Source organism: Pseudoalteromonas sp. US3C1013, from assembly GCF_048401115.1.
GTDB lineage: Bacteria > Pseudomonadota > Gammaproteobacteria > Enterobacterales > Alteromonadaceae > Pseudoalteromonas > Pseudoalteromonas undina.
Genome location: NZ_CP183075.1, coordinates 2,572,679 through 2,599,117 on the forward strand (window position 1 = coordinate 2,572,679; position 26,439 = coordinate 2,599,117).

Here is a 26,439-nt window from a genome sequence, read left to right on the forward strand (position 1 = left end):
GTACAAGACGTGTTCGTTATCGCAATTAAAACACTCACTTGAGTAAAGCGAACACTATTTTAAAATAGCAGGAGGAATAATGAGTAACAGTAATAATGCAAACAAAGTCGCTGAATTTACCGCTCCCGGTGTAGAAAACGAATCAGCAAATAAAGCAATATCTGTTCTAGAAGATCGCATGGTAGCGCTAATTGATTTACAGCTAACTTTAAAACATATTCATTGGAATGTAGTAGGTCCAAACTTTATTGGCGTACATGAAATGCTAGACCCACAAGTTGAAACCGTGCGTGAAATGACCGACACCATAGCAGAACGTATTGCCACTTTAGGCGGCGTTCCGGTTGGTACACCAAAATCGATTGTTGATCGTCGTACATGGGAAGATTACGCCATCGGCAAAGGTTTAGTAACTGAACACCTAGCCGCCTTAGACAAAGTATATAACGGCGTTAACGGTGATCACCGTAAAGCTATTGAGTCACTCGGTGAGCTTGATCCGGTATCTGAAGATATGATCATTGCGCAACTTGCAGAGCTTGAGCAATATCAGTGGTTTGTGCGTGCCCATATAGAATCATCTACTGGTCAATTGAACAGTTAATATTTTAGATAAACGTTTAGTTTACGAAGCCCAGCAAGTTGCTGGGCTTTTTCATGCTTGTGATGTTTCATTCCATCATTAATTATCATTCAACTCTTTAGTTATTCTCCTTGAGCATATATGCACAACAATTAGGCTATTCGCCACTCTTTGACTACACTCAAATTAGGCTATTTCTTAAAAGAATCATTTGTTGACGCAAATGAATTTGCGTTAGTAATGCGTAAAATTAATTTGAGAATACAGGAGCTCTAATGAAATACACTCCACTAATCGTGTGTTTAATTGCACTCACAGGCTGTGATAAAGGAGTTGATTCTCCACGAGGTTTTAGCTTGCCAGAGGGGAATGCAGAACAAGGCAAAACCGTGTTTTTAAAATATAAGTGCTTGGCATGTCACACCCTTGCAGGCGTTGAAGATAGCAGCGTAACAAAACATGACGATATTTCTATTAAGCTAGGAGGTAATAAAACCAAAATAATTACTTATGCTGAGCTGGTCACGTCAGTGATCAACCCCTCACATCGGTTTTCTAGGCCTTATAGACCCGACGCCAGAAATGAAGATGGCAGCTCAAAAATGACGGTATTTAACGATACCATGACCGTATCTGAACTCACCGACTTAGTCACTTTTTTACAACCAAACTATAAACTTATTCCGTACCACAGAACTAATTACCAACTTTACTCTCACTACAAGTAAATATTGATAGCAAAAAAAACCGTTGTTAAGCAACGGTTTTTTTATGCGTTTTATCTACTCGGCATTTACCATATCTTCAAACTTCATACCGGTCAGCTTGGTCAGCACTTTAATCACATAAATAAAAATTCCAATCAGCATTATCATAGATGGAATCGCGATCACTGGATAACTCAATAGCGTCATTTCACCAAGTTGCTCGTTAAATTCCACGCTACCTGCTGGGCTAGTAACAATCCATTTAGCTAAGAGGTAATTCATCGTTGATGAAAACACAAAGGTCAGTGCTAATAAGTAATTAGCATTAGTAATCTTTTGTTTAAAGTTTTGCGTATTGCCTCGCTCAGCAAGGGCATCGTAAATAGTGTCTAACTTAAATAAAAGTGAGTTTAATAAGAGCTTGGCTAGCAAGGGTTTACCAAAAAAGCCCGACATCAGCACGGTAAAACCAATGATTGCTGGTATAGCCGCTTCTTTAATTGCTAACCACTCAACATTAAGCTCAAACAGCGCAATACCACCGGTAAGCAAAGTACTTAAAAAGCCCAAAAGTGAAATAAAATTTAATGAGCCCGCTTTTATAAAATCATAAATACCGTAACTAATAGGGAATATAAGCGCCACAATTAAGCCAATCACGCTGCCTAAATATTCAGGCCCTGAAAATTTCATTAAAATGACTGAAGGTATGATGATATTAAATACGATTTCGATAAGCGGATTATTCTTTTTACGCTTATTTATAGCTTGATTATCACTGGTCATTTTTAATTCCAAAAAATATTACTGCTGCCATTAGCGCCTCTCTAAAGAGTAAGTAATGCTGAAAATTATCTTTATGCATAATACCCGCAATACACTCGCTATTCTAGCATCGCACTTAACCGTCCGATTTTTTAGATCGCTATTTTATCCAAAGCTATTTTTATCAATAAATAATTTATCGACCGCTCTATATTCTTATACTGAGTGTTCATTATTACAGAGCACATTTTTTACAGCTTGGAAAACCTTCATGCTTGCTCTAGTATCTAGTTGTCTTAGCTCATAATTTGCATCTTAATGAAATCATTTCCATCACTGTATTTTGCCAATTTATTTTTAATTATTGGTACCGGCTTACTTACAACCTATTTAGCCCTTTACTTAGGTAAACAAGACACGTCTACGTTTTGGATAGGCCTAATGACCTCGTGTTATTACCTTGGCTTATTACTGGGTTCAAAACTTGGCTATCATTTAATTAAATCGGTGGGTCACATCAGAACCTTTGCCGCAAGTACCGCTGCAGTGACAGCCTGTGTGGCCGCACACGGAGTAAGCGACAATCTATATATATGGTTAGGCCTTAGGCTTTTTGTTGGCTTAGGGATGATGTGTAATTACATGGTGCTAGAAAGCTGGCTAAACGAACAATCAGCGCCTGAATCTCGCGGGCGAGTCTTCTCTTTTTATATGATCACCTCTTACTTAGGGATGATTTTAGGCCAACTAGCGCTCGCACAATTTCCTGAGCTAGGGTATGCACCGCTATTTTTAGTGTGCATGGCATTGGCTATCGGTATTATTCCAATTTCTATCACTCGCAGAATTCACCCAAAACCGTTAAAACCGATAAAAATGAGTCTGTTTGATTACGCTAAAAAAGTGCCACAGTCGCTTACTGCGGTGCACTTTGCAGGCATTATCAATGGTAGTTTTTATGGCCTAGCGCCTATATTTGCTAAACTATCTGGCTTTGGCGCCGCAGAAATTGCTATTTTTATGTCGGTGACTATTTTTGCTGGTTTGCTAGCCCAGTGGCCAATGGGGATGCTCTCTGATCGCGTTCGCCGTAGTGTGTTAATTCGAACTAATGCAGCAGCTATCGGTGTTGTAAGTTTGGCATTGTTTTTATTGCCTACTTCACAACTAACAGCTTACATACTCACTTTTATCTTTGGTTTATTTGCGTTTACTTTATATCCGCTTTGTTCTGCGCTAGCTAATTCGCGGGTTGAGGACGAAGAGCGCGTAGGCGTATCATCTGCATTATTAGTCGCTTTTGGCGCCGGTGCAGCAATAGGCTCAACAGTTAACGCACAGCTGATGACCTACTTTGGTCACCAAGCATTGTATGCGTCAATTTCGCTATTAACCGTGGCTATGTACTTACTACTAACCTTTATTAACTCTAAACAAAAAGTTGAACAGCCAGAACCCAGTGATTATGTGGTCGGTACATCCGATGTTACAAACTCGCCACTGGCCGCTACGATGGATCCGCGCATTGAAGAAACCACCGCGCAAGATCAAATGCTGGTTGTAGATGAAGAAGAAGATGAATTTTTTGAGCATCCCCAAGGGGAGCTGTTTAAAGATCTTCACGAAGATGACGTGAAAAATTAACTTATACTGCTTTTAATGCTTTCAAAACACGCTAAGCAAACATCAATTAAGGGAGTAATTATACTCCCTTAATTGTTTTAGCTTTTAAGCAAATCCTGTTTCAATATCTCGAAAAGTCCACTTCCCATTTGGATCTGCAATATCAATTAACTCGCATGCCTTTTTATTCCATGCAGCCAAGCAAGTAATATAGTTTGTTAGTTGGTGATATGCACGATCAGGGGCGTCAGGGCGAATTCTCGACATAGTAAACCCTGAATAAGTAGCACCGCTTCCCACCCAGCTCACAATTGAAGAAGCAACACTACCACCAGGAACAGCAAAACCAACAGTTGTAGTAACAAGGCCTAAAATAGTTGCCGCTTTCTCAACACTATTACCTGTTTTCATAATATCTTCGTTTATCACTGGGTGTAATAAAGCTAATAAGTTGATTGCTTGGGGCTGATTTGAAGCAATAGCAACATCGTTAGATGTTTTTGCAACACTACCGGGTGCTGAAGCTCCCCCACGCATAGCAGGAAGTAAGCTATTAAAAGATTTTTGACTATTATTACTGGTAGAAAAAACAACGGACTGTGTCGTTAAGCCACCGGCTTTAACACGCTTTTGATCCCTAGGTGTTACAGTAGATTTATAGGTGCGTTGTAAGCGGCGATAAACCGCAGCACTGCACTGTGTCATTTGGATTGCCAAAGCGGCTTGCTCTTTGAAAGCCCGCCCAATAGCGCGCTCAGAAAGTTGAGTTAGTTGCGCTTTTTTCTTCAGCACATTTTGACCAATGATAATATCCACAAAAATATCCTTATTTATTATATGATAAGGCCGATTCTAGCATAATGCTAAGCAGAGATAACAGCCCAAAAAGAAAAACCTCATTGGCTTATCTGTGGCTTAAGATCGTTTAAATCTAAATGGATAGTCATTTCAAAATTATCAGGCTGTACAGCAACATCACTCAAACCTGTTCTCGCAAAATAATCTTCAAAGTCTTGCTGATATTTAGCCGAAAACTGCGTATACGCGGTAATAAACAAACTCAACTTTTTAGCTATTATTGGATAGGTAGCGGCAAGTTCCCGCAGTTTTTCAGGTTCAGCAAAGGCAAATTCAGCATAAATATTAAAGTCGTTTCCGACAGAGGTTTTACCATGTCTAGATAAAAACAATTAAATTTTAAAACTATTTCACCCCTTTTCTATCTGCCAGCCGTTATAGCTCTGAAACAACATTATAAGTTAATTTGGAGCGGCTTATGCACACACTTGAATTTCCTAAAAACCCCATGTTCAAAACATCAACAGCTGTTATTGGCGGTGCTGTGATGACCTTTATTGCATTTGCCTTTATGCAATACTTAATTAGTGGCGAACAAAGAGCACCTATAACATTGGGTGATGATATTACTGTTGAGATTTTTCAAGCACCAGAAGATAAACAAACCACGCATATTAAAAGAATACCGCCACCACCCACACCTAAAGTGCCGCCTAAAGCACCACCACGTGTAACACCTAGTAATGAGCCAATAACAGCAATAAGCACAGCACCACCCATAGTAATTGACGGATTTGGTGACGGTATGAAGCAAACACTTACCCGCCCTACGGGAGATGCTTCACCCATTGTACGTATAAATCCTAAATACCCAACTAGCGCAGCACGTGATGGTATAGAAGGCTGGGTACAACTTAGCTTTAATATTTCACCCACAGGTGAAGTGATTGATGCCACAGTAGTAAATGCCGAACCAAAACGCATATTTGATCGCGAAGCACTTCGCGCAATTAAACGCTGGAAATATCGTCCAAAAGTAATTGAAGGTGTGGCACAATTACAAACAGGTCAAACCGTACAGCTTGATTTTAAATTAGACAGTTCGCAGTAAAGGAATAAGCGCCTATGCTATTGAGTATTAAGTCATGGTTATTTGAAGCGCCAAGCAAAGACTGCATGGCGCGGTATGCAAAAAGTGGCGACAACCGCCACTTAGAGCAGCTTATTGCCTTATACAGTAACGATTTATATCACTACCTAGTTACCCAGTCTAATACACAGTTAGCCTACGATATAAGCCAACAAACATGGCTCAAAGTAATCGAAAAGCGCCATCTGTACCAAGCGCAAACCACGCCTAAAGCCTGGTTATTTCGACTCGCACGTAACACTCTGATAGACGAATACCGCAAACAGCAACACTTTGTCGAGCTTGACGAAAACAGCCAACTGCCTGCGCAAAATAACAATCAAAGTGAATTAACAAGTAGTGACTCACACATAGGCGACACATACATAAGTTATGAAGCGTTTAATGCTGCGCTCAAGCAACTTAGCTTTGTGCAGCGCGAAGCCATCACCTTACAACAAGAAGGCTTTAGCCTTGCCGACATAGAACTTATAACGCAAAGCAACGCCCAAACCATAAAAACAAGGCTACGCTACGCCAAACAAAACCTAAAACAATTATTAGGAGATTATAATGAACAAGCCTGATGAGCAGTTTGATGAAAAGCTCACACAACATTATAACGAGCGTAAAGCACGCACCAGACTTTCGCACGCTCAGCAACAGGCGTTAAAACATAGCGTAATCCAAAAACAACCTAAAAAGCTTGGCTTTGCCCTGCAACTCACAAGCCTTACCTGCGCATTGGGCTTACTGGCTTTTATAGTGCTCGACAGTAACAACGTGATAAATACTGCCCCTAAAACCGTATTAAACACCATAGACATACACGACTACTCGTTTATAACAACGCATGAAATAGATCAAACAGGTAACTACGCAAGCACCATAACGCAACAAAAACGCGCGCTCGACACCCAGCTAGCAAACGACTTACGCCGCCATCAACAACACCATATAGAATACGGCACGCTCGTAAAGGTCGACAACGACTGGTACATAGCCAGTTGTAATGACGAAGTACTGGTACAAATTAAACAGTCGCTCTTAAGTGATTTAAAGGGAAGGCACGCAGTTGAAAGTAATATAAATACCGGTGATATGCTCGCCATGGCGCATAATGGCAAAGGGCAGATTATTGCGCTGAAGCATGCGGGGGTTGGGGTTAAGCAGTGTGGAGCTTAAGGTGGTTTAGCTCAGTTAAAGTTGGTGGTAATTTAGATAAATATTACCACCGAGAGCACTGAGGCGCTTCGTGCTGCACAGAGGTAGTTAACTATCGCCCATATAATCTAATGGTGAGGAAAGCTCTATAAAATCACGATATTGCTCTTTGGTAATTTCTTTATAGCCATCTTTTATATAAATATAACTTACCCATAATAGTGTAATATTGCCTACCCTAGGATTTCTCACATCAGCATTTGCTAAATTTAGTTCAGCGCTATGAAGTGCCGTTATGTTCTCACTACTTGAACTAACCATTAGAGCCACAGAATTTGTTGTATTATTAAATCCTCTGCAAAAGATACTATCTATAAATTCAGCTAGTTGTATAGAGTAATTTTCAGTAGGGAAATTATTATCTTCACTTTGACCATAACCTGAGTAGAAAGTATTTGTGTACGATAATGGCTCAATAAAGTATTTTATTTCTGCTAATTGCTGTTCTTCTTGAATACTCTGTTTTAAGTAATTATTTAAGTTTATATTTCGTACTTCACCTTTATGATTTTTTCCATCTCGTTTAAACCTTCCAGTTATTACCTCTTCATAAAGTGAGTGATCTTTTTCATAGATACAAAATAAAACTGCGAGTACGAGTACATCTACTTTTTTACCACTTGGTAAATTCATTATAATGGCTGTAATGCGCTCCGTAATTTGAATAGCTGTTCTTGCTGATACCTTAAAAGCATCTAATACAACAGAAATATTAGCTAAAGCAGTTTCGGGTGTTTCTGTGCGAGGAAGTAACTCAATATTTTTACTTTTTAAATACGCAGACTCAAATTTAGTTGTATCACTATGTACTGATAAAAAATTCTTTAAAACAGGTCTTTTTAGGCTATAACGGCTATTAAAAAAGCGACCTAAATAAACTTTTGCATCAAACCCTTCACCATATATTGATTTGATTGTATGTTGTAACTGCTCGGTATCCGTAGCCACAACAAACACGATGCCTTTTACGTCAAAAATATGTTTAATAGTCTCAAGCATCTCAACTGCATAACTCGGACGGCAGCGATCTAATTCATCGATAAAAATAAATATCGGTAACGATTTACCTTCCTGCTCTTCAAACTTACAGACCCAATCAGCTAACTTAGATTTTATTACTTCAATACTTTTGTTTTTAGCTTCATGATCTTTAATTAAGTTTTGCGCAAGCGCCTTTACAGCAGGCGAAAAGTCGCTGCCAGTTAACTTGTTAGAATTTTGCTTTTGATCATCTTCAATTTCTTCATCAGAGAATAGTAATGTGTGTAACTCATCTAAATCTATGCCTGATATTTTTTTAGTTAGGCCTTGTGCAATAGCAGGTGCAACAGCCTTAAACATCGAAACGGCACTTTTAGGAATAGTTATATTAAACTTAGCCTGACGTTGAAGCTGCTTGATGATACCTGCAATTACAGTTAAAAATGGGTCGTCTGAATAGTCTTGCTGCCATGCATCAATATATACAACAGGAAAATCGACTATTAATTCTCGTGACCAACGCTTAAGAAAATAGGTTTTACCTGCCCCCCATTCAGCATTGAGATTTAATACATAGTTTTTCTTTTGCTCATCATCAGGCCTACTTTTGTCAAAACCTTCTTGAGCCAATAGCCTTGATAAGAATGTGGCATAACGAGCACGATCTAATTTATCAGCAGGAAAATACTCCCCCAGTGAACGGTTGGTTGGCTTGTTCCAGTTGAAGTCTTTAATATCGTGCATTTAATTTCCCTTTAAACCATTCTTTTTCATATAGTGCCATACAACATTCAATAAACGTAACCTATTAATAAAAAGCTATTATTATTTACCTCTGTGTAGCACGTAGCGCCTCTGTGCCCTCAGTGGTGAAATTCGCTTTTACTCCTCCTACAATTTAAACAATCCCCTAGTGATTTTATCGTTGTACTCTAGCCACCCAAATGGTGATTTGTATCTTGGGATCGACGCCATAGGTATTTACCATATAGAGCCAAAGGGTAAGCTTTAGAAACTAATACACTGATCCTTGCTATTGCCAGAGCTTTTTTACCATTAACTTATTAGCGAAAGTCGCTTTTTTGCAATTATTTTTATTTACTCGTCACTAAACTAGATAACTGTTATTTATCTATTAGGAACGATTATGCAAAGAGCTAATTACTATACAGTTGAACCCGAGTTAATGACCTACTTGATTAAGCAAGAAGCACTGATCAAACGGAAAGTCGAAGCAAGCTTTGGATTAACAATTTGGGAGCTGCTAAAACTAAGAACATCACAGTTAAACCAATGTGCGTATTGCTTAGCAATGCATAGCAAACAAGCGCTGGAGTATGGCGAAAGTATTAACCGTATTATTGCCCTCAATGCGTGGCAAGACACGCCTCTTTATAACAAGAAAGAGCGTGCTGCATTAGCGCTTTGCGAAAAGTTAACCTTGTCACAGAACATTGATGATGACTTTTATCTTGTTCTTGCCGAGTTATTTGATCAACCAAATTTAGTTACCCTCACAGTGGCAATCAATGCTATAAATAGCTGGAATCGCATGGTGAAAATGTTTAAACCGACTGTTGAGTTTAATGAACGATAAACTATTACTTGATCTTTATAGTCCAACGGGCAATATCGCAAATTATGTACAAGCACTTTGGTTTGCTCGTGCCCAATTTTCAGGTGAGAGCTGGCTCCCCTGCGATGGTGCCCAAGGGGTGATATTTTTAATTTCTGGGCAGCTTAACTTAGCTGGCAAACCATTAAATCTCCCCTATTCCATGCAAACCATATCAACTCAATCAGAAAAAGTGACATTTACTGCAGGCTCCATTTTTTGTGGGATCAGGTTTAAGCCCGCAGGGCTTGCTCACCTAAAAAAGGTTAATCATTCCCTTGTTGCTCCAACCACTTTAACGGGTATTGCACAAGCGCTTAATCAACATGCGAGTTTAGATTCATTTATTGATTTATTATCAGTACACTTCAATGCACCAGAAGTACATCATCATACTATTGAGCATACACGAACACTGATCCATAAAATAATCAATCTTACTCCACTTACTACTGCTTACGATGATAGCCCAAAAGGCAGACGGCAATTAGAGCGTTACGTTAAAAATACCTGCGGCATTACCGCCAAACACTTAGCACGTATTTACAGAGTCAGGCAGGCCAAAAAATTGATAAAAGAAAACCCACTGCTAAGTTTGGCACAACTCGCTCTTGAATGCGGTTTTGCTGATCAATCCCATCTAAACAATGAATTCAATGCCATTTTGCAAATAACTCCCGCCAAATATAAAAAGTTAATTCATCAGTGAGTGCTGTGTTATTGCTGCTATGACAAACAAAAAAGCCTGCATATTTGCAGGCTTTAAACTCACTCACTTTGTTGGGTTTCGCTACGCTCAACCCAACCTACAAAACAATTAAGCTCGTTACTAAGTAAGCAACAAACGTTAGGCCGCCGCCAACTAATGCATAGGGTAACTGGGTTTTAACGTGGGTGAGTAAATCACAACCTGAGGCAATGGCTGATACTGCGCTGGTGTCAGATATAGGGGAGCAGTGATCGCCAAATATGCCGCCACCTAAAATAGCGCCCACCACCAGCGATGGCGGTAAACCAAGCGCTTGAATAAGCGGTACGCCAATGGGGATAAGTATGGCAAATGTGCCCCAAGATGTACCTGTAGTAAACGACATAACCGCACCGGTTAAAAACAGCACTGGCACTATTAAATATATTGGTAAGTAATCGCCAACCAAAGATGCCACAAACACCCCTGTACCTAGCTCTTTTAAGCTTGCGCCCAAGGTGAGCGAGAGCAATACAATACTTACCAGCGGGAGTAATTCGCCCATGCCTTTAAAGCCAGTATCGACTAATTGGTGGTGGGTAAACTGGCGCGAACTAATCATTAAACAATAGGCCACAACAATAGCCAACACCGTGGCATACAATACCGATTTTGAACCACTGCCCTCGGCAAGTACGCCGTTACCAGTGTAAAACATAAAACCGACCATGCTCACAATCAGCGTAAGTAATGGCACCAACATAAAGCGTGCTTTAGAGCCTTTTACTTCCTCTTTTAGCTCGGTTGTTTGTAGCTCTAGTTTTTGCTCGGCTACTTTCATTGGGCCATGTACTTTATCAAAGGCAATGGTATAAAAAACAATAACCAAGGTGATTATGGCGTAAAAATTATAGCCTACGCTGCCCCACAATACCGATACCGCCGACTCGCCTAATTCGTAATTACCTAACAAGCCCAGTACAAATGCACCCCAGCCATTTAATAAAATTAAAATACACACAGGGGCGCTGGTGCTATCGATTATGTAAGCTAAACGCGCGCGGCTCATTTTAAATTTGTCGAACAGGCCGCGAGATAAAATACCCGAGGTAAGCACACTTAAGTTTGACTCTATAAATACCGCAACGCCGGTAAACATAGTTAAAAAGCCCACTTGGCGCTTACTTTTAGCAACGCCTTTGTTCATCAGTAAATTAACAGTAGCAGCAACACCGCCAGATTCGCGAATATAGGCAAGTAAGGCGCCTATTAAAATACTAAAGATGAGTATGCGGGTATTACCGGGAGAACTGGCCACAGCAACTATGCGCTCAATGCTATTTAAAAACGTAGTAAATACGCTATTTCCTTCACCTTGTAGGGCAAGTAAAAATTCCGATGAAATTACCGCAACAAGCAGCGCCATAATGACTTCTTTGCGCCAAAACACAATAATAATGGCAATCAGCGGTGGCAAAATAGAATACCAATGCATAAACAAACCTTTTTAATTTTTATAATAAACGCGGCTTTAACAGCCTTGGTTAGTTAATAGTAAGCAGTTAACTTAATAGATTTACACCATTAAGTCACTCACTGAGTTTACTGATTTAACAGCGCCTCATAAATTAATGAAACAATAGAACCATATTGAGCTGTTTCATAGTTTTTACCTACAAACTGATAACGTTTTTCACTACCTTTAATTGGTGAATGGCGTGCATTGGTAAGTAAGATGATGGCTAAATCGTAAGCGGGATCAATCACAGTTACTGTGCCAGTCCAACCTGTGTGTCCATAAGCTTGTGGGCTGGCATACGGGCCAAAGTGCCAGCGCCGCGCTTGATTATTTCCTGCAAGACGAAAGCCTAAGCCGTAGGTTTCATCGGTACTTTGTGGGGTTAAAAACTGCGCCAAACTACTGGCATTAAAAATTTGCTTATCGCCGTAACCCCCCTTGTTGAGTAACACTTGGCATAAAACGGCTAAATCGGGGGCATTACTAAATAGTCCTGCATGGCCTGCTACACCATCAAGTGAATAAAAAGCACGCTCATCATGTACCTGCCCTTGCAATACATTGGTGCGAATATTATCAAAATGAATACGGCCATCGCGGGTATTTCCACTTAGCTCCGTGGCGGCAAACTGCTGACGATTAAAGCCTTTTTTAAGCGGGTTAAATAAAGTGTTGTTAAGCTTTAAAGGCGCGTAAATATGCTGCTCTAGGTATTTGTCGAGCGGTTGGCCGCTAATACGCTCAATTAAAACCCCTAAAATCATGTAATCAATGTCAGAGTAAACATGCTGGGCGCTTGGCTCACTGGCTAGTGGCACGCTGGTAAGCAGTAATTGTTTGGTGGTGTCGCTGGCTTGTGAAAAAAACGCCTCGCCATAGCGGGTGTCTTTTCGATGAAAGTCGAACACTGGCGGATAACCGGCTTTATGAGTGAGTAAGTCTTTAACTTGGCGCAGCTCTCGTCCATCGCCTTGGTATTCTGTTAGGTAATCACTCACTCTGTTATTTATGTTTAATTGCCCTTCGCTTACTAGTTTCATTAACGCAAAGTTAGTAGCAAATATTTTTGTGTTTGAGGCTAAATCAAAGAGTGTATTTGTTTGCATGGGCTCTGGGCGTAACAACATTAAGTCATTTTGCTGATATTGCTTGGCATCACCATAAGCGGTTAATTTTAATATCTTACCCGCTTTAATTACCGCTAATACCGCACCAGGAAAGCCCGCACTTACATCTTTTTCTATTAGCTTATCTACCGCACTAAAATCAATGGTTTTAGCCACTGAGCTATTTAGAGTAGCAAAGGCAAATCGCAGAGTTAAACTGCCGTCAGCAGGTTGAATGTTATCAACCTTAAAAGTGTTAACTCCGTTGTGAGTGTACTGCCCTAAATTAAAGGCATACTCAGTATTTTTTTGCAGGGTATCAAGCGCTAACTTTTTATTATTAATATAAATATCGGCACTTAAGGCACTTTCATTTTGTAGTAATAATTTTCCGCGCCCTTTATACGCTTTAAAGGTGCCACGATTATTTACATATTCTCTGCTGCTGGGGTTGGACTCAGGAAAGGTGGCAATCACCTGAGCATGAGCGAGGCTTTGTATTTGATTAGGAATAAACGGGCGCTGAGATTTAATTGCACTGCTTGCGCCACTGCAACCGGTAATAATAAAGCAAAGCGCAATTGTCAGCGCGTTAAAAAAAGTACGCTTTGCTAACACGGAAAAATTTAAATACACACCCATTCCTTTATTGGTAGAGCAAATAAGGCGCTCTTTGCTGTTTAAATTGCTCAAGCCCCGCTTGCCAACTTTGTTTAATTTCCTCAGCTGATCGCCCCGCTTCTATGGCAAGCCTGAGCTGATCAGTTCCTGCGAGTTTATCCATAAAGTCGGCACGTTCAAAAAACGGCTGTTTAGCCTGAGTCAGTTGCTGGTAAGCATTAATTAAATAATTTAAGTTTAAGCCAGTGGTATCACTATGGCGTAAATCAATCCCTTTCACCATTTGGTCTTTAAATTTAGGATTAAGCGCTGCGCCTTTTATTGAGCGAGGGGTAAAGCTAAAGTCCCCAAGTGCTACTGGTGAATAACCAATAACCTGAAATGCAAAGTCAGTTCCTCTACCTATGCTAACAGGAGTTGCCTCAAAAAAGCACAACGAGGGATACAGCGCTATTGATTGATCGTTGGGTAAATTAGGGCTTGGTTTTACCGGTAAACTATAACGACTGGTGCGAGTGTAATGATCAACAGCAATGACGCTCAGTTGTAACTCAGCTGCTTGGTTGATCCAGCCCTCGCCTTTGATCATTTTAGCTAGCTCGCCTACCGTCATACCGTGTAATACAGGGATTGGGTGCATACCCACAAACGATTTAAACTGCGGCTCTAAAATTGGCCCGTCAATGTGGCTAATATTAGGATTTGGCCTATCAAGTACCATAAATCCAACGCCTTGCTCAGCCGCGGCCTCCATCATGTAATGCATTGAGCTAATGTAGGTGTAAAAACGCACACCCACATCCTGAATATCAAAAATTATCACATCAACATCGCTAAGCACCTTGGCGCTTGGTTTTTTGTTTTTACCGTAAATAGAAATCAGTGGAATACCGGTTTTGCTATCAACGGCGTTTTTAACATGCGCTCCCGCGTCATGATCACCTCGAAAGCCATGCTCGGGTGCAAAAATTTTAGTGATGTTGATGTTTTTAGCCAGCAAGCTATCAACTAAATGCCTTTGCCCCACTACAGAAGTTTGATTAACCACCAGCCCTACACGCTTATTTTTTAATTGCGGTAAGTACAAAGCAAACTGTTCTGCACCTACTGTTATTGAATGTTTAGCCTCATTTGCGTGTGCGGTAACAGTAAAAAGTGCGCTTAAAATAAATAAGAATATAAAAAATACGGTTTTAAACATACAGCAAGATCCTTTTAAACAAGACGTTCAAAATAACACAGCCGAGTTTAAAGAGCAGCTTAGGTTTTAGGTTTTAGGTTTTAGGTTTTAGGTTTTAGGTTTTAGGAATGAGAAGCTGCGCTGCTAATATAAGCAAGTTCTTTGTATATTTAAGTTTTTAAAGCCGTTATTCACAAAGAGGTTAAGCGCCGCTGCGCTTTTAGAGAAGTGGCTGAATGCAAAATTTAGCGGTGTGTATAATTGGGTTTAACTGATATCTTGAAGACTTTCTTAAATTTCAGGCACAAAAAAACCGACTTAATGTCGGCTTATCTATGAAAGTGGTGGGCGCAGGACGTGTCTTGTAAGAGTGAACCTCCGACCGTCTGGTTCGTAGCTTACTACTTTTCCATATTCACTTTATTTCAGGCATAAAAAAACCGACTTTCGTCGGTTTCTTTTCTATTAACTTTAATAGTAATAGAAAGTGGTGGGCGCAGGACGTATCTTCTAAGAGTGGACCTCCGACCGTCGAGTGCAAACCCTACTGCTCTTCCAATTTCACTTTATTTTAGGCACAAAAAAACCGACTTAATGTCGGCTTATGTATGAAAGTGCTGGGCGCAGGACGTATCTTGTAAGAGTGAACCTCTGACAGTCTGGTTCGTAGCTAGCTACTTTGCCAATTTCACTTTATTTTAGGCACAAAAAAACCGACTTTCGTCGGTTTCTTTTCTATTAACTTTTGTAGTAATAGAAAGTGGTGGGCGCAGGAGGATTCGAACCTCCGACCGCCTGGTTCGTAGCCAGGTACTCTATCCAGCTGAGCTATGCGCCCACTTTCATATTTACTTATTTATACTCTAAGTGAGAGTTGAAAGTGGTGGGCGCAGGAGGATTCGAACCTCCGACCGCCTGGTTCGTAGCCAGGTACTCTATCCAGCTGAGCTATGCGCCCACTTTCATTTTTTCTTGTTTTAACTCTAAGCAGAGTGTGTAAAGAATGGTGGGCGCAGGAGGATTCGAACCTCCGACCGCCTGGTTCGTAGCCAGGTACTCTATCCAGCTGAGCTATGCGCCCATCTTTACGTTTACAAGATTTCGCCATTTAAAAAATGGTGGAGAGGGAGGGATTCGAACCCTCGATAGAGCTACAAACTCTATACTCCCTTAGCAGGGGAGCTCCTTCGGCCACTCGGACACCTCTCCGTCTTGTGGGGCGTATAATAAAGATTTCAGAAAATATGTCAAACACTTTTCTGACAAAAGTGACTATATGGCTATAGATTGCACACATGTCTGGTTTTAAAGTGTAATTAGTTTGAAAATTAATCAGGTTAGGTATTTGGAGTGCTTGAGTTTACACCCATCACTGGCACTAGTTCATCCGTAAGTTCAGCAAGATATTGCTCTTGGTAGCCCAATTTTTGAAACTCGGCAATACACGCGCGGTAATAAGCTTGTCGCTGTTGCTCAGTGGTGCTCTCATCGGGTAAAGATTCTACTTGTTTGCCTTTCATATTATTTATCTAAGTCCTTTAGAAATTTTTATTTTTACGACTAAGAATGACCGTGTACAAATTTCGGCCATATTTTAGCTAAAAAATTCACATAAATACAACATAATGTTTAAAAAACAATCATACCAAAAAGTTATAGCACTGCTTTAATGTTGCTAAGCAGTGAGGTAACTTTATGATAATGAAACTGAATTAAAGGTTAATATCCCTTTATACTTACATTTTATTATCAGTGTAGTACTTATTAATTAAAAGCCCTAATATGAAGTTTAGGCAATGTCTCACAAACAATAAGGCAAAAAAAACGCCGCTAATTAGCGGCGTTAATAATTTTATAGTTTATTCCTTCAAGCTTAGTCAGCTTGTGGGCGCATGTGCGGGAATAAAATAACATCTTTGATAGTTGATGAGTCAGTAAACAACATCACTAAACGGTCAATACCTATGCCCTCACCTGCCGTTGGTGGTAAACCATACTCAAGTGCGCGAATGTAGTCTTCGTCATAATGCATTGCTTCATCATCACCGGCGTCTTTTTCTTCAACCTGACGCGTGAAACGCTCTGCTTGATCTTGTGCATCGTTAAGCTCAGAGAAACCATTTGCAAGCTCACGGCCACCAACAAAGAATTCAAAGCGGTCAGTTACAAATGGGTTTTCGTCGTTACGACGTGCAAGTGGAGATACTTCCCACGGGTAGCCTGTGATAAATGTAGGTTGGATAAGCATATGCTCAGCCGTTTCTTCAAATATTTCACATAAGAACTTACCTGGGCCCCATACGCAGTTTTCAGGAATTTTAACGTGTACTTGTTTAGCGTACGCTTTTAATTCTTCAAAGTGGTTTTCTGGGTCGTTAAATACCGCTGCATCAAACTCTGGGTTATATTTTAAGATAGCATCTGCCATGCTTAAACGCGTGAACGGTTGACCAAAGTCATACTCGACTGAATCAACAACTTCGCCGTTTTCATCTTTAGTGGTGTTAACCACAATTGGGCTACCCAATACGTTAGTTGCAACTGTACGTAACATGTCTTCGGTGATGTTCATTAAATCAATGTAGTCAGCGTACGCTTGGTAGAACTCAATCATAGTGAATTCTGGGTTGTGGCGTGTCGATAACCCTTCGTTACGGAAGTTACGGTTAATTTCGAATACGCGGTCAAAACCACCTACCACTAAACGCTTTAAGTAAAGCTCTGGTGCAATACGCAAGTACATGTCGATATCAAGCGCATTATGATGCGTTACAAACGGACGTGCCGTCGCGCCACCAGGAATAACCTGTAGCATTGGCGTTTCTACTTCCATAAAATCGCGGTCAGCTAAAAAGCGACGAATGCCTTCAACTACTTGTGAGCGAATGCGGAATGTTTCACGCGTTGCTTCGTTAGTAATTAAATCAACATAACGTTGGCGGTATTTAGTTTCTTGATCTGATAAACCATGGAATTTTTCTGGTAATGGGCGAAGTGACTTAGTCAGCAGTTCGTACTCTGTCATTTCTACGTATAAATCGCCTTTACCTGATTTGTTCAATGCGCCTTTAACACCAATAATATCGCCAATATCAAGCTGACCATATTTTGCTTTTAAATCTTTTTGAACGTCTTTTGAGGCATATACTTGTACACGGCCTTTCATGTCTTGAATAGACATAAATGGACCACGTTTAGCAAGAATACGACCTGCAATCGATACCACATGCTGTAATTCGATTAGCTCTTCTTTACTCTTATCACCAAACTCAGCCTGCAAATCTGCCGTGTAATGCTCACGACGGAATTGGTTTGGATGACCGTTGGCTGGGCAATTTTCGCGAATAGCGTCTAATTTGCCGCGACGCTCAGCGATTAACTTATTTTCGTCTTGGATTTGATCAGTCATTTTTTAGCTCTTTTTTAGCTTGGTGGTTATAAACCAGATTTTAAGCTGGCTTCAATAAATTTATCTAGGTCGCCATCGAGTACCGCTTGAGTGTTACGGTTTTCAACGCCAGTACGTAAGTCTTTAATACGCGAGTCATCAAGTACGTATGAACGAATTTGACTTCCCCAGCCAATATCAGACTTGTTGTCTTCTTGGCTTTGCTTTTCAGCATTTTGCTGCTGTAGCTCAAGCTCAAATAATTTCGCTTTTAACTGCTTCATTGCTTGGGCTTTATTTTTATGTTGTGAACGCTCGTTTTGACATTGCACCACGGTATTGGTTGGTACGTGAGTAATACGTACTGCCGATTCAGTGGTATTTACGTGCTGACCACCCGCGCCAGATGCACGGTAAACGTCTATACGTAAGTCAGACGGATTAATATCAATCTCAATGTTGTCATCAACTTCTGGATAAACAAACGCAGATGCAAACGAAGTATGACGACGGCCACTTGAATCAAATGGGCTTTTACGAACTAGGCGGTGTACGCCTGTTTCAGTGCGTAACCAACCATATGCATACTCACCAGAAAAACGTACTGTTGCGCCTTTAATACCAGCAACATCGCCATCGGTCGCTTCAACAAGCTCTACTTTAAAGCCTTTTGCTTCACCCCAGCGTAAGTACATACGCAGTAAAATATTACACCAGTCTTGTGCTTCAGTACCGCCAGAGCCTGATTGTAAATCAAGGTAGGCATCGTTTGAATCGTGAGAGCCTGAAAACATACGACGAAACTCAAGCCCTTCAAGCTGCTGGTTTAAATCAGCTAGTTCGCTTTGTGCTTCATCAAAAGTGTCTTGGTCTTCAGCTTCAACAGCAAGCTCTACTAAACCTTCAACATCGTCAGTACCAGCAACAAGGTTATCGATTGTTTCAACCACGGCTTCTAGTGCTGACTTTTCACGACCAAGGGCTTGTGCGCGCTCAGGCTCATTCCATACGGCTGAATCTTCAAGTTCGGCGTTAACTTCTTCTAAACGTTCTTGTTTAAGAGCGTAGTCAAAGGTACCCCCGAAGCAGTTCAGTACGTTCGCGAATTTCCTTGATTTGATTAATCACAGGATTCACTTCAAACATGTACATTACTCCAAAATGGCTAGGTTATTGCGCACTTAAAAAAGAGACCGAGCGCAATTAAAAATCATTAAATAATAAAAACGCCCGATTTTAACAAAAAACCGCGCGTTTTATTAGCCTTTTATGCATGGTTTGAAGATATTTTTTAGCCCACTTTTTCAAGCTCTCTAACTATAAGTTGTAAGCTAAATTTACCTCTAAATTCATTTATATCGAGCTGATACGCTACTTTAACAAACTGCGCCTCGGTATCTGGCCACGCTTTTACATCAATCCCAAAGGCAATGGCATCCACTAAGCGTGCAGACTGATGCTTTAATACTAGCTTTAAGTGTTTTTCACCCACAATACGCTGCTGGATTACTTCAAAGGTGTGTTCAAATATCGGCTCAGGAAACTGCTGCCCCCACGGGCCCGATTGTTTTAAAAGCTGGGCAAAATCCATGCTAAAGCAATCATTAGGTAGCTCACCATCGGTAAATACAATACAGCGTTTACTTTCTTCACTGAGTTGCTCGCTAACTGCACTATCAAATGCGCGTTTGAACTCAGCAAATTGCTGCTCGTTAATACTTAAACCTGCCGCCATTGCGTGGCCGCCAAATTTATTAATTAAACCAGGCTGCGCAGTGTTTAAACCTTCAAGCAGGTCGCGCATATGTAAACCTTCAATAGAGCGACATGAACCTTTTATTTCACCGTTTTCGCCACCCGCAAATATCACGGTTGGGCGGTGGTACTTTTCTTTTAAGCGCCCCGCTAAAATGCCAATAACACCTTGATGCCAATCGTCTTGATACAAACAAATAGCATCAGGCACACTATCTTCTTTAAATGCCAATCTATCGAGCACGGCTTGCGCTTCTACTTGCATGCCTTGCTCAATTTCACGTCTGGCAAAGTTTAAGCTGTCAAGCTCACCGGCTATGCGCCTTGCTTGATTTATGTCGTTGCTAAGTAAGCAAGCTATACCTAGGCTCATATCATCTAAACGCCCTGCTGCATTTAAACGTGGCGCTAATGAAAAGCCAAAATCGCTGGCACTCAAACGAGCTGCATTGCGATTAGCCACTTCAATCAGTGCGGTGATACCTGGGCGGGTTTTACCACTTCGAATACGTGCCAAGCCTTGATGCACTAACGTACGGTTATTCGCATCCAGAGCCACCACATCGGCCACCGTACCAAGGGCTACAATATCGAGTAAGTCAGCAATATTTGGCATAGGATGTTGGTTAAAGTAGCCTTGTTCACGCAGCGCACTTCTCAGTGCGATAAGTAAATAAAACGCCACCCCAACACCGGCTATCGACTTAGAGGGAAAGTCACAGTCATGGCGATTAGGATTAACAATAGCATCGGCATTAGGCAGTTGCTCGCCTTGTAAATGATGATCTGTAACCAGCACTTTAATGCCTGCTGCTTTAACAATATCAATCCCTGCAATACACGATATACCGTTATCTACGGTGATCACTAAATCGGGCTGCATAGTGACTATTTGCTCAGCCAATGCTGGGCTTAAGCCATAACCTAAACTAAAGCGGTCTGGCACTAAATAATCTAAATGGGTAAAGCCAAACATGGCCAACCCTTGCATTAAGGTGGCGGTGCTGGTTGCGCCATCGGCATCAAAATCGCCAACAATTAGTATTTTACTTTGTGTATGCAGTGCATCAATTAATAGTTGGCTGGCTTTGTCTATATCTTTAAATAGCTTAAAGTCGAGCAAAGTGGCCGCACTATTATTTAATTCATCAGCATGGCAGACGTTACGCGTGGCATAAATTTGCTTAATGACAGGATGTAGATGACTAGGTAGATGAGAGTCGTCAACGGGTTCTCGCGCAATGATCATTTTTTTCATGCTGGTTTTTAACTTATGATATTCATAATAAAAAGACAAAAAAAGGCCATAAAGGCCTTTTTAAACAGGTACTCAGGTTTTTAATTAACCTGCTTTATTCGCCTCAAGGGCAGCGCTTAGTGCGGCAGCTGGTTGGTAACCAGGGATCATCGTGCCATCTTCCAAAATAATAGCCGGTGTACCACTAATGCCAAAGCTTTGACCTAATTGGTAATGCTCTGCAACGGGTGCGCTACAGTCTTTTACAATTTGTGTATCTGCACCAGATTTAGCTTCAGTAAGTGCTTCTTGCTGATCTTTAGCACACCACACATTCATTAAATCGGCATAACCTGATCCTTGCAGGCCGCCCCGTGGAAATGCTAGGTATTTAACCGTAATACCCGACTCAAGTAAGTCATCAAGCTCACGGTGTAATTTACGACAGTAACCACAGCTAATATCAGTAAACACGGTAATGCTGTGTTTTTCTTCTGGCGCTTTATACACGATCATTGAATCTTCGTATTCTTTTAACCCTGATTGGCGCACACCGTTAAGTGCTTGCTCGGTCAAATTACTACGGTTGTTTAAATCGATTAGTGTACCTTGCATTAAAAATTGACCGTCTGGGCTTGCATATAATACCCCTTTATTAGTGATCAATTCTTTTAAGCCTGCAACTGGGCTTGGGTTAATTTGTTTAACAGTTACCCCTAGCGCGGCAAATTTTGTCACGATAGGATCTGTAGCATCCGGAGTGACTGCAACGCTATTAGCAAAAGCGCTCAAACTAGTGCACAACATGGCACCTGCTAACATTAATTTTTTCATAACGGGTTCTCTATCCTAAAAATACTTATCTTATCGTGTCTATATGACCGGCTTAGTGACAAAAAAATTCGCTTAAGCACGAGGATGATGCTCAGCATGCACCGATTTTAATCGCTCATTCGCTACATGCGTATAAATTTGGGTAGTTGATAGGTCGCTGTGGCCAAGCATCATCTGCACCACACGCAAGTCAGCCCCATGATTTAATAAATGCGTTGCAAATGCATGTCGCAAGGTATGGGGTGATAACGGCGACTCAACGGATGCCAAAATAGCATAGTGTTTAATCCGATGCCAAAAAGTTTGTCGTGTCATTCCTACCCCTCGTTTAGAAGGAAATACAAAATCGGTGGCGTGTTTTATCATTTGTGCTCGCCCAAGCTTTAAAAATTGCTCCAGCCAATACATAGCCTCTTCACCTAAAGGCACTAATCGCTCTTTATTTCCTTTACCTTTTACAAACACCACAGCTTGGCGCAAATTTATTTGCTCCATTCTCAGCCCTACCAGCTCAGTTACCCGCAAACCCGTTGCATACAAGAGCTCGAGCATGGCTTTGTCGCGCAGCCCCATTGGCTCTTCAATATTGGGGGCACTTAATAGCGCCTCTACTTCAGCCTCAGAAAGCGTTTTTGGTAACGACTGCCCCGCTTTAGGCTGAGCAATATTAACCATAGGTGAGTCGCTAATTATTTTTTCGCGTACAAAGTACTGATAAAAACGTTTTAATGCACTAATACTGCGTGCAGTACTGCGTGGTTTTAACCCCAAATCAACACGGTGCGCTAAGTAACTTTCAACGTCGAGGCTGGTTACAGTCATTAAGTTTTCGCCTTTTAAAAATTGGCAAAACTTATCTAAGTCACTGCGATAAGCGCTCAGTGTGTTTTCACTTACGCCTTGCTCTAAATAGAGGCTATCAAGAAAGGTTTCTAAAAAGTCGCTATTGCTGCTTAGCTCATTATTTTGTTCAGGTAAATCGTCAGATAGCGTTGTCACGTTGTGATCTCATGTTGGTAATACCACGGGAGAAGGTATCAATTAAAAATACCTTACGGTAAACTTGAGCCTATCATAACAGGCAATTACACAGTGATAAATACGATGCAGATTGGTTTATTTTTTGGTTCTACTACCTGCTATACCGAAATGGCGGCAGAAAAAATACGCGACATTATAGGCGCCGACATTGTCAGCTTACATAATATTAAAGACGAGCCGCTTAAAAACGCTGAGCAATATGACTTTATCATTTTTGGTATTTCTACGTGGGACTTTGGCGAAATTCAAGAAGATTGGGAATCAAAGTGGGACGACATAAAAGACGTTGACCTAAATGGTAAAACCATTGCCTTATTTGGTATGGGCGACCAGCAAGGGTATGGTCAGTGGTTTCAAGACGCATTAGGTATGCTTCATGATGAAATAAATGCCCAAGCCATTACTCAACTTGGCTTTTGGCCTAACGACAGTAATTACGAATTTGAAGCCTCTAAAGCCCTTACCGAAGACGGTAAACAATTTGTTGGTTTAGCATTAGACGAAGATAGTCAGTACGAGCTAAGCGATGAACGAATTACCACCTGGGTAGAACAGGTGATGACAGAGTACGCTGAAACCCTGTAACTGTGCACTTTTGCAAAAAGCGCTGCTATGCAGCGCTTTTTAATACTTAATTATTCTACTTTTAACCAGTATTGGTTACGGTAAAAAAAGCCCACATAACCGCGCACTTCAAGTTTTTCGCCATTTTGCTGCGGTGTTAAACGCACGCTGTAGGTTTTACCGTTATTTGGGTCGAGTATTTCACCGTCTTCCCAACTACCGTCACCTGCATAAGTTACGTTTTCAATAATGGTCATGCCTAGCATCGGCTGATTCTTTTTATCACCACCACACTCGCTGCAAAGCGCATCTTGCTTGGCTTTATTGAGTATTTTTTCAATTTTGCCAGTCAGTACGCCATCATGCTCAGTAATGCGTACATAAGACTTTGCTTCTTTGGTGTCTTCATTAATGGTTTTCCAAAGCCCTGCAGGACTCATGTTTGCATGCGCACTATGGCTTATAAATAAAGCTGCAGCGAGAGTGCTTAGCAAAGTTAGTTTATTGAAGTTTTTCATTGAGTTGCTTTGATTTTAAATAGCGAATAAAACAATAATACCAGCTGATTTATAAACACACTATGAAATTACATAGCTAATTAGGTGCATGTAAAAAATAAAAACCAAGTGCTTTTAACACACTTGGTTTTTAAATAATAATCACGTTTTAAAGTACATGATTAAAAGTGCATATTTAAAAGTCACGCACCTCTACACTTGAGCTATTAAATTCAAACATATTAATTTTGCCGCACTGGGCCATATGGTTAGTGCTTGCATATGGGATGCTTGCTTGATTTATATCGCCCTCCCACTCTGGGCCATTTTTTATAAATGCTTTGAGTTCAAACCAGCCGTTAACGGCTTTACTGCAATCCATATCAACATCAAGCATCCAGTAGTGTTCGCCCCATATGTTAAGTGCTGTAACGCCAAAACCATCATTATCTACCGTTTTTTGCGCCCCGAATTCACTAGGCCATATATTAGTAGTCCAATCCATCGCGGTACCCTGCGCCTCACTGCTTTGACCTTGCTCAATACCATACCAATCTAGGTAATTATCGTTTGCTTTCCAAGGCAAAGTGGTGTTGTTTTTTAAATTGTTGTGACGAATAGGCATGGCACATTCAACGTTCGTTGTTTGGCAGTTTCTACCAAGGTTTGCATTGGCATAAGTGTGATCTATTCCACCACGAACAAACATATCTTGTCCGCTTTGTGTTAGCGCATTGATAAAAACAACGGTTCTTTGCCAATCACCGCCGTTATTAGGGAGCGAGCCTTGTAGTAATTTAGCATTTTTATGAATAGCCATGGCATCCCATGGCGCCACATTTAAATTAATCGTGCCGTTACTATTAACTGTAATAACCTCACTACTACAGCTTTTAGCATCACCCGAAAGCTCACCTTTTAATACGTTACAGTACTGCCCAGCAGCCATATCTGTTTGAACTGTTGCATTTAAAGTTGAGTCTTCTTTATTAATTGCCATATGGCCTGAGCTACCTCGCCCAAATGCAATCTGGTTATTGGTGTTATCCCACCAGTTTGTTACAACCCAGTTATCGGCAGTGTTATTTCTAAAATCAACACCACCAGCAATGTACGACCAACGATGCTCACACTTCCATTTGCTTGCAAAACATTCCAAGTTACCATTGTTGTGCACTGGCACACTTGGCCCACCTGCATCGGTATCACCATGAAAGTCATAACTCGACATGACTTTTGGGTACCCATACGGATACGCCAACATAAAGACGTTAGCTAGGTCGTATAAACGACCATCTTCAAAAGTAATTACATTACCCGCACCACCATGCCCACGTTGGTTATCATGGTTATCAACAAATACCACAGCTGATGAACTTGGCATAAAACCCCAACCTTCACCAAAATTACTTAGCCACGCAAGCGAGCCATTTCTAAATGTATTACCAAGCTGTGTACTGTATTTAAACTCAGTAACTAAACCTGTACTTAAATACTCTGAGGCATCTACCGCTTCAGTACCTTGATCTATCACCTCATGAAAAACCACTGGCGAGCCATTTATTTTTGCCATTAAACTTTGAATATCACTTGCAGCAACATGCTTAGCAGCATCAAACCTAAAGCCTTTAACTCCTAAGGCTTGTAAGTCATTAATATATGCCGCTAACGTATTTTGCACATAAGTTGAAGCGGTATTTAAATCGGCAAGCCCTACCAGCTCGCAATGTTGCACACGATAGCGGTTATTACCGTAATCTTCAGGGTTAATTGAGCAGCTTTGGTGAAAATCTTGTGGGCTATAAATAGGATATTGTTTATTACCAAAGTTATTACCGGCGGTACCAGTACCATTGCCTGCAGCCATATGGTTTATTAGGGTATCAACATATATATCTACGCCTGCCGAATTACATCGATTAACCATATCTATAAACTGCGTCCGGTTCCCGCCACGGCTTTGCAGTTGGTAGCTCACAGGTTGGTAACGAGTCCACCATTGGTTACCTGTAATATGCTCGTTAGGCGGAGATACCTGTACAGCAGCATATCCTTTAGGCCCTAAATACTGTTCACATTCTTGAGCTATATCTTGCCAGTTCCATTCAAATAAGTGCACAAATGTTGTAGGTGCAGCCATAGCTAAGCTTGGTAAAGTTAAGCCGAGGCTCAATCCTGCAGTGGTGATAATTTTATTCAGCTTCATAGTGTGTGTTCCAAGTGTTGAGCGAGTTAAACAACATACTCGACGTTATTTACAAGTGGTTAACACTAGTTTGGTGATTGATTAAATAAAAACTGAATACGTATGCATAATGGGTAAATTATCCTTTTTTACTAGGGCGTGTTGATCATTGCGGATTGAAGTTTGTTCAATCTAGGGGCGATTAAATCGCGGCGCGAGGCGTGTAACCTAGCGGGCTAAGTAAAAACCGAGCAACAAAGAGTTTATCGTCCCGAGAAAGAACCCAGAGGGCAGCGCATGTTTGGTATTTATGCTGCGTTATCGCCTATTTATGGGGAATAACCACACTACATAGGCTCTGCCTTGCCTAAAAACCAAACATACTGCTGCAAATCCAAC

Annotated in this window: 24 protein-coding genes and 4 tRNA genes; 9 read left to right on the forward strand and 19 right to left on the reverse strand. The window is 40.9% G+C overall.

Translation table 11 applies throughout. The features are described from left to right. Positions 1–79: 79 nt before the first annotated feature. On the forward strand, positions 80–604 hold the full coding sequence (gene dps / locus ACNSN2_RS12015) for a DNA starvation/stationary phase protection protein Dps (protein WP_054201878.1): 525 nt from the start codon (positions 80–82) through the stop codon (positions 602–604). Between the two features lie 254 nt (positions 605–858). Then, entirely contained in the window at positions 859–1,311 is a 453-nt protein-coding gene (locus ACNSN2_RS12020) for a c-type cytochrome (RefSeq protein ID WP_418607503.1), read from the forward strand. A gap of 54 nt (positions 1,312–1,365) precedes the next feature. Here ACNSN2_RS12020 and ACNSN2_RS12025 read toward each other — a convergent pair whose 3' ends face one another. After that, complete coding sequence (locus ACNSN2_RS12025; RefSeq protein ID WP_418607505.1) at positions 1,366–2,076, reverse strand: VC0807 family protein; 711 nt, start codon at positions 2,074–2,076, stop codon at positions 1,366–1,368. A 297-nt stretch (positions 2,077–2,373) separates the two neighbouring features. Here ACNSN2_RS12025 and ACNSN2_RS12030 point away from each other — a divergent pair, with 297 nt between their 5' ends. Further along, positions 2,374–3,699 carry an MFS transporter gene (locus ACNSN2_RS12030; protein WP_418607507.1) on the forward strand — a complete coding sequence of 442 codons (1,326 nt, stop codon included), beginning with the start codon at positions 2,374–2,376 and terminating at the stop codon, positions 3,697–3,699. 84 nt (positions 3,700–3,783) lie between these two features. On the opposite strand, the gene ACNSN2_RS12035 is transcribed toward ACNSN2_RS12030, so the two are convergent. Together ACNSN2_RS12035 and ACNSN2_RS12040 are read right to left on the reverse strand one after the other, a co-directional pair. Continuing rightward, positions 3,784–4,494, reverse strand: a complete 711-nt coding sequence (locus tag ACNSN2_RS12035) for a hypothetical protein (RefSeq protein ID WP_010387555.1) — start codon at positions 4,492–4,494, stop codon at positions 3,784–3,786. Positions 4,495–4,574: 80 nt separating this feature from the next. Beyond that, the gene (locus ACNSN2_RS12040; protein WP_418607509.1) at positions 4,575–4,868 is read right to left on the reverse strand and encodes a hypothetical protein; all 294 of its coding nucleotides are present in this window, start codon (positions 4,866–4,868) and stop codon (positions 4,575–4,577) included. 86 nt (positions 4,869–4,954) lie between these two features. On the opposite strand from ACNSN2_RS12040, the gene ACNSN2_RS12045 reads away from it, so the two are divergent. From ACNSN2_RS12045 to ACNSN2_RS12055, 3 genes are read left to right on the forward strand one after another with little or no spacing between them, the layout of a single operon-like run. Beyond that, positions 4,955–5,587, forward strand: coding sequence for an energy transducer TonB (locus ACNSN2_RS12045; RefSeq protein ID WP_075169801.1), 633 nt, complete (start codon positions 4,955–4,957; stop codon positions 5,585–5,587). 14 nt (positions 5,588–5,601) lie between these two features. Then, positions 5,602–6,192, forward strand: a complete 591-nt coding sequence (locus ACNSN2_RS12050) for a sigma-70 family RNA polymerase sigma factor (RefSeq protein WP_075169802.1) — start codon at positions 5,602–5,604, stop codon at positions 6,190–6,192. Next, the gene (locus tag ACNSN2_RS12055) at positions 6,179–6,790 is read left to right on the forward strand and encodes a hypothetical protein (RefSeq protein WP_075169803.1); all 612 of its coding nucleotides are present in this window, start codon (positions 6,179–6,181) and stop codon (positions 6,788–6,790) included. Before ACNSN2_RS12050 ends, ACNSN2_RS12055 begins: the two co-directional genes overlap by 14 nt. Positions 6,791–6,877: 87 nt before the next feature. Here the strand turns inward: ACNSN2_RS12055 and ACNSN2_RS12060 are convergent, their stop codons facing one another. Continuing rightward, positions 6,878–8,554: a KAP family P-loop NTPase fold protein gene (locus ACNSN2_RS12060; RefSeq protein WP_418607511.1), complete on the reverse strand. Its 1,677-nt coding sequence runs from the start codon at positions 8,552–8,554 to the stop codon at positions 6,878–6,880. Positions 8,555–8,957: 403 nt separating this feature from the next. On the opposite strand from ACNSN2_RS12060, the gene ACNSN2_RS12065 reads away from it, so the two are divergent. Together ACNSN2_RS12065 and ACNSN2_RS12070 are read left to right on the forward strand one after the other, a co-directional pair. Further along, positions 8,958–9,407: a carboxymuconolactone decarboxylase family protein gene (locus ACNSN2_RS12065; RefSeq protein WP_010393059.1), complete on the forward strand. Its 450-nt coding sequence runs from the start codon at positions 8,958–8,960 to the stop codon at positions 9,405–9,407. Beyond that, on the forward strand, positions 9,397–10,134 hold the full coding sequence (locus ACNSN2_RS12070) for a helix-turn-helix domain-containing protein (protein WP_418607514.1): 738 nt from the start codon (positions 9,397–9,399) through the stop codon (positions 10,132–10,134). The genes ACNSN2_RS12065 and ACNSN2_RS12070 overlap by 11 nt, the downstream gene beginning before the upstream one ends. Before the next feature lie 97 nt (positions 10,135–10,231). Here ACNSN2_RS12070 and ACNSN2_RS12075 read toward each other — a convergent pair whose 3' ends face one another. From ACNSN2_RS12075 to xerD, 13 genes are all read right to left on the reverse strand, one after another. Further along, the gene (locus ACNSN2_RS12075; protein WP_021033151.1) at positions 10,232–11,608 is read right to left on the reverse strand and encodes a Na+/H+ antiporter NhaC family protein; all 1,377 of its coding nucleotides are present in this window, start codon (positions 11,606–11,608) and stop codon (positions 10,232–10,234) included. 107 nt (positions 11,609–11,715) lie between these two features. Continuing rightward, positions 11,716–13,374, reverse strand: coding sequence for a penicillin binding protein PBP4B (gene pbp4b, locus ACNSN2_RS12080; protein WP_418607516.1), 1,659 nt, complete (start codon positions 13,372–13,374; stop codon positions 11,716–11,718). A 10-nt stretch (positions 13,375–13,384) separates the two neighbouring features. Continuing rightward, a complete protein-coding gene (locus ACNSN2_RS12085; RefSeq protein WP_418607518.1) occupies positions 13,385–14,560 on the reverse strand; it encodes an exo-beta-N-acetylmuramidase NamZ domain-containing protein in 1,176 nt (391 codons plus the stop codon). 740 nt (positions 14,561–15,300) lie between these two features. Continuing rightward, a tRNA-Arg gene (locus ACNSN2_RS12090) sits at positions 15,301–15,377 on the reverse strand. A 43-nt stretch (positions 15,378–15,420) separates the two neighbouring features. Then, a tRNA-Arg gene (locus ACNSN2_RS12095) sits at positions 15,421–15,497 on the reverse strand. A gap of 46 nt (positions 15,498–15,543) precedes the next feature. Then, positions 15,544–15,620: transfer RNA gene (locus ACNSN2_RS12100), tRNA-Arg, on the reverse strand. Positions 15,621–15,655: 35 nt separating this feature from the next. Then, positions 15,656–15,748: transfer RNA gene (locus ACNSN2_RS12105), tRNA-Ser, on the reverse strand. Between the two features lie 128 nt (positions 15,749–15,876). Further along, the gene (locus tag ACNSN2_RS12110; RefSeq protein ID WP_418607520.1) at positions 15,877–16,059 is read right to left on the reverse strand and encodes a hypothetical protein; all 183 of its coding nucleotides are present in this window, start codon (positions 16,057–16,059) and stop codon (positions 15,877–15,879) included. 353 nt (positions 16,060–16,412) lie between these two features. Continuing rightward, the gene (gene lysS / locus ACNSN2_RS12115) at positions 16,413–17,948 is read right to left on the reverse strand and encodes a lysine--tRNA ligase (RefSeq protein ID WP_418607522.1); all 1,536 of its coding nucleotides are present in this window, start codon (positions 17,946–17,948) and stop codon (positions 16,413–16,415) included. A gap of 26 nt (positions 17,949–17,974) precedes the next feature. After that, a protein-coding gene (prfB, locus tag ACNSN2_RS12120) for a peptide chain release factor 2 (protein ID WP_109874146.1) occupies positions 17,975–19,073 on the reverse strand; the annotation gives its coding sequence in 2 pieces (ribosomal slippage) (positions 17,975–18,997 and positions 18,999–19,073; 1,098 coding nt in all). A 145-nt stretch (positions 19,074–19,218) separates the two neighbouring features. Next, on the reverse strand, positions 19,219–20,940 hold the full coding sequence (gene recJ / locus ACNSN2_RS12125; protein ID WP_418607525.1) for a single-stranded-DNA-specific exonuclease RecJ: 1,722 nt from the start codon (positions 20,938–20,940) through the stop codon (positions 19,219–19,221). A gap of 84 nt (positions 20,941–21,024) precedes the next feature. Next, entirely contained in the window at positions 21,025–21,753 is a 729-nt protein-coding gene (gene dsbC / locus ACNSN2_RS12130; protein ID WP_350606857.1) for a bifunctional protein-disulfide isomerase/oxidoreductase DsbC, read from the reverse strand. A 72-nt stretch (positions 21,754–21,825) separates the two neighbouring features. Beyond that, the gene (gene xerD, locus ACNSN2_RS12135; RefSeq protein WP_138570359.1) at positions 21,826–22,752 is read right to left on the reverse strand and encodes a site-specific tyrosine recombinase XerD; all 927 of its coding nucleotides are present in this window, start codon (positions 22,750–22,752) and stop codon (positions 21,826–21,828) included. A gap of 105 nt (positions 22,753–22,857) precedes the next feature. On the opposite strand from xerD, the gene fldB reads away from it, so the two are divergent. Beyond that, a complete protein-coding gene (gene fldB, locus ACNSN2_RS12140) occupies positions 22,858–23,379 on the forward strand; it encodes a flavodoxin FldB (RefSeq protein ID WP_418609070.1) in 522 nt (173 codons plus the stop codon). Positions 23,380–23,429: 50 nt separating this feature from the next. Here fldB and ACNSN2_RS12145 read toward each other — a convergent pair whose 3' ends face one another. Continuing rightward, a complete protein-coding gene (locus ACNSN2_RS12145; RefSeq protein ID WP_418607528.1) occupies positions 23,430–23,876 on the reverse strand; it encodes a DUF2147 domain-containing protein in 447 nt (148 codons plus the stop codon). Positions 23,877–24,051: 175 nt separating this feature from the next. Beyond that, complete coding sequence (locus ACNSN2_RS12150) at positions 24,052–26,061, reverse strand: alpha-amylase (RefSeq protein ID WP_418607529.1); 2,010 nt, start codon at positions 26,059–26,061, stop codon at positions 24,052–24,054. Between the last annotated feature and the right edge of the window lie 378 nt (positions 26,062–26,439).

Coding starts and splice junctions, on each gene's coding strand:
- dps (WP_054201878.1), top strand. CDS start 80: ATGAGTAACAGTAATAATGCAAACAAAGTCGCTGAATTTACCGCTCCC.
- ACNSN2_RS12020 (WP_418607503.1), top strand. CDS start 859: ATGAAATACACTCCACTAATCGTGTGTTTAATTGCACTCACAGGCTGT.
- ACNSN2_RS12025 (WP_418607505.1), bottom strand. CDS start 2,076: ATGACCAGTGATAATCAAGCTATAAATAAGCGTAAAAAGAATAATCCG.
- ACNSN2_RS12030 (WP_418607507.1), top strand. CDS start 2,374: ATGAAATCATTTCCATCACTGTATTTTGCCAATTTATTTTTAATTATT.
- ACNSN2_RS12045 (WP_075169801.1), top strand. CDS start 4,955: ATGCACACACTTGAATTTCCTAAAAACCCCATGTTCAAAACATCAACA.
- ACNSN2_RS12050 (WP_075169802.1), top strand. CDS start 5,602: ATGCTATTGAGTATTAAGTCATGGTTATTTGAAGCGCCAAGCAAAGAC.
- ACNSN2_RS12055 (WP_075169803.1), top strand. CDS start 6,179: ATGAACAAGCCTGATGAGCAGTTTGATGAAAAGCTCACACAACATTAT.
- ACNSN2_RS12060 (WP_418607511.1), bottom strand. CDS start 8,554: ATGCACGATATTAAAGACTTCAACTGGAACAAGCCAACCAACCGTTCA.
- ACNSN2_RS12065 (WP_010393059.1), top strand. CDS start 8,958: ATGCAAAGAGCTAATTACTATACAGTTGAACCCGAGTTAATGACCTAC.
- ACNSN2_RS12070 (WP_418607514.1), top strand. CDS start 9,397: ATGAACGATAAACTATTACTTGATCTTTATAGTCCAACGGGCAATATC.
- ACNSN2_RS12075 (WP_021033151.1), bottom strand. CDS start 11,608: ATGCATTGGTATTCTATTTTGCCACCGCTGATTGCCATTATTATTGTG.
- ACNSN2_RS12085 (WP_418607518.1), bottom strand. CDS start 14,560: ATGTTTAAAACCGTATTTTTTATATTCTTATTTATTTTAAGCGCACTT.
- ACNSN2_RS12110 (WP_418607520.1), bottom strand. CDS start 16,059: ATGAAAGGCAAACAAGTAGAATCTTTACCCGATGAGAGCACCACTGAG.
- lysS (WP_418607522.1), bottom strand. CDS start 17,948: ATGACTGATCAAATCCAAGACGAAAATAAGTTAATCGCTGAGCGTCGC.
- recJ (WP_418607525.1), bottom strand. CDS start 20,940: ATGAAAAAAATGATCATTGCGCGAGAACCCGTTGACGACTCTCATCTA.
- dsbC (WP_350606857.1), bottom strand. CDS start 21,753: ATGAAAAAATTAATGTTAGCAGGTGCCATGTTGTGCACTAGTTTGAGC.
- fldB (WP_418609070.1), top strand. CDS start 22,858: ATGCAGATTGGTTTATTTTTTGGTTCTACTACCTGCTATACCGAAATG.
- ACNSN2_RS12145 (WP_418607528.1), bottom strand. CDS start 23,876: ATGAAAAACTTCAATAAACTAACTTTGCTAAGCACTCTCGCTGCAGCT.
- ACNSN2_RS12150 (WP_418607529.1), bottom strand. CDS start 26,061: ATGAAGCTGAATAAAATTATCACCACTGCAGGATTGAGCCTCGGCTTA.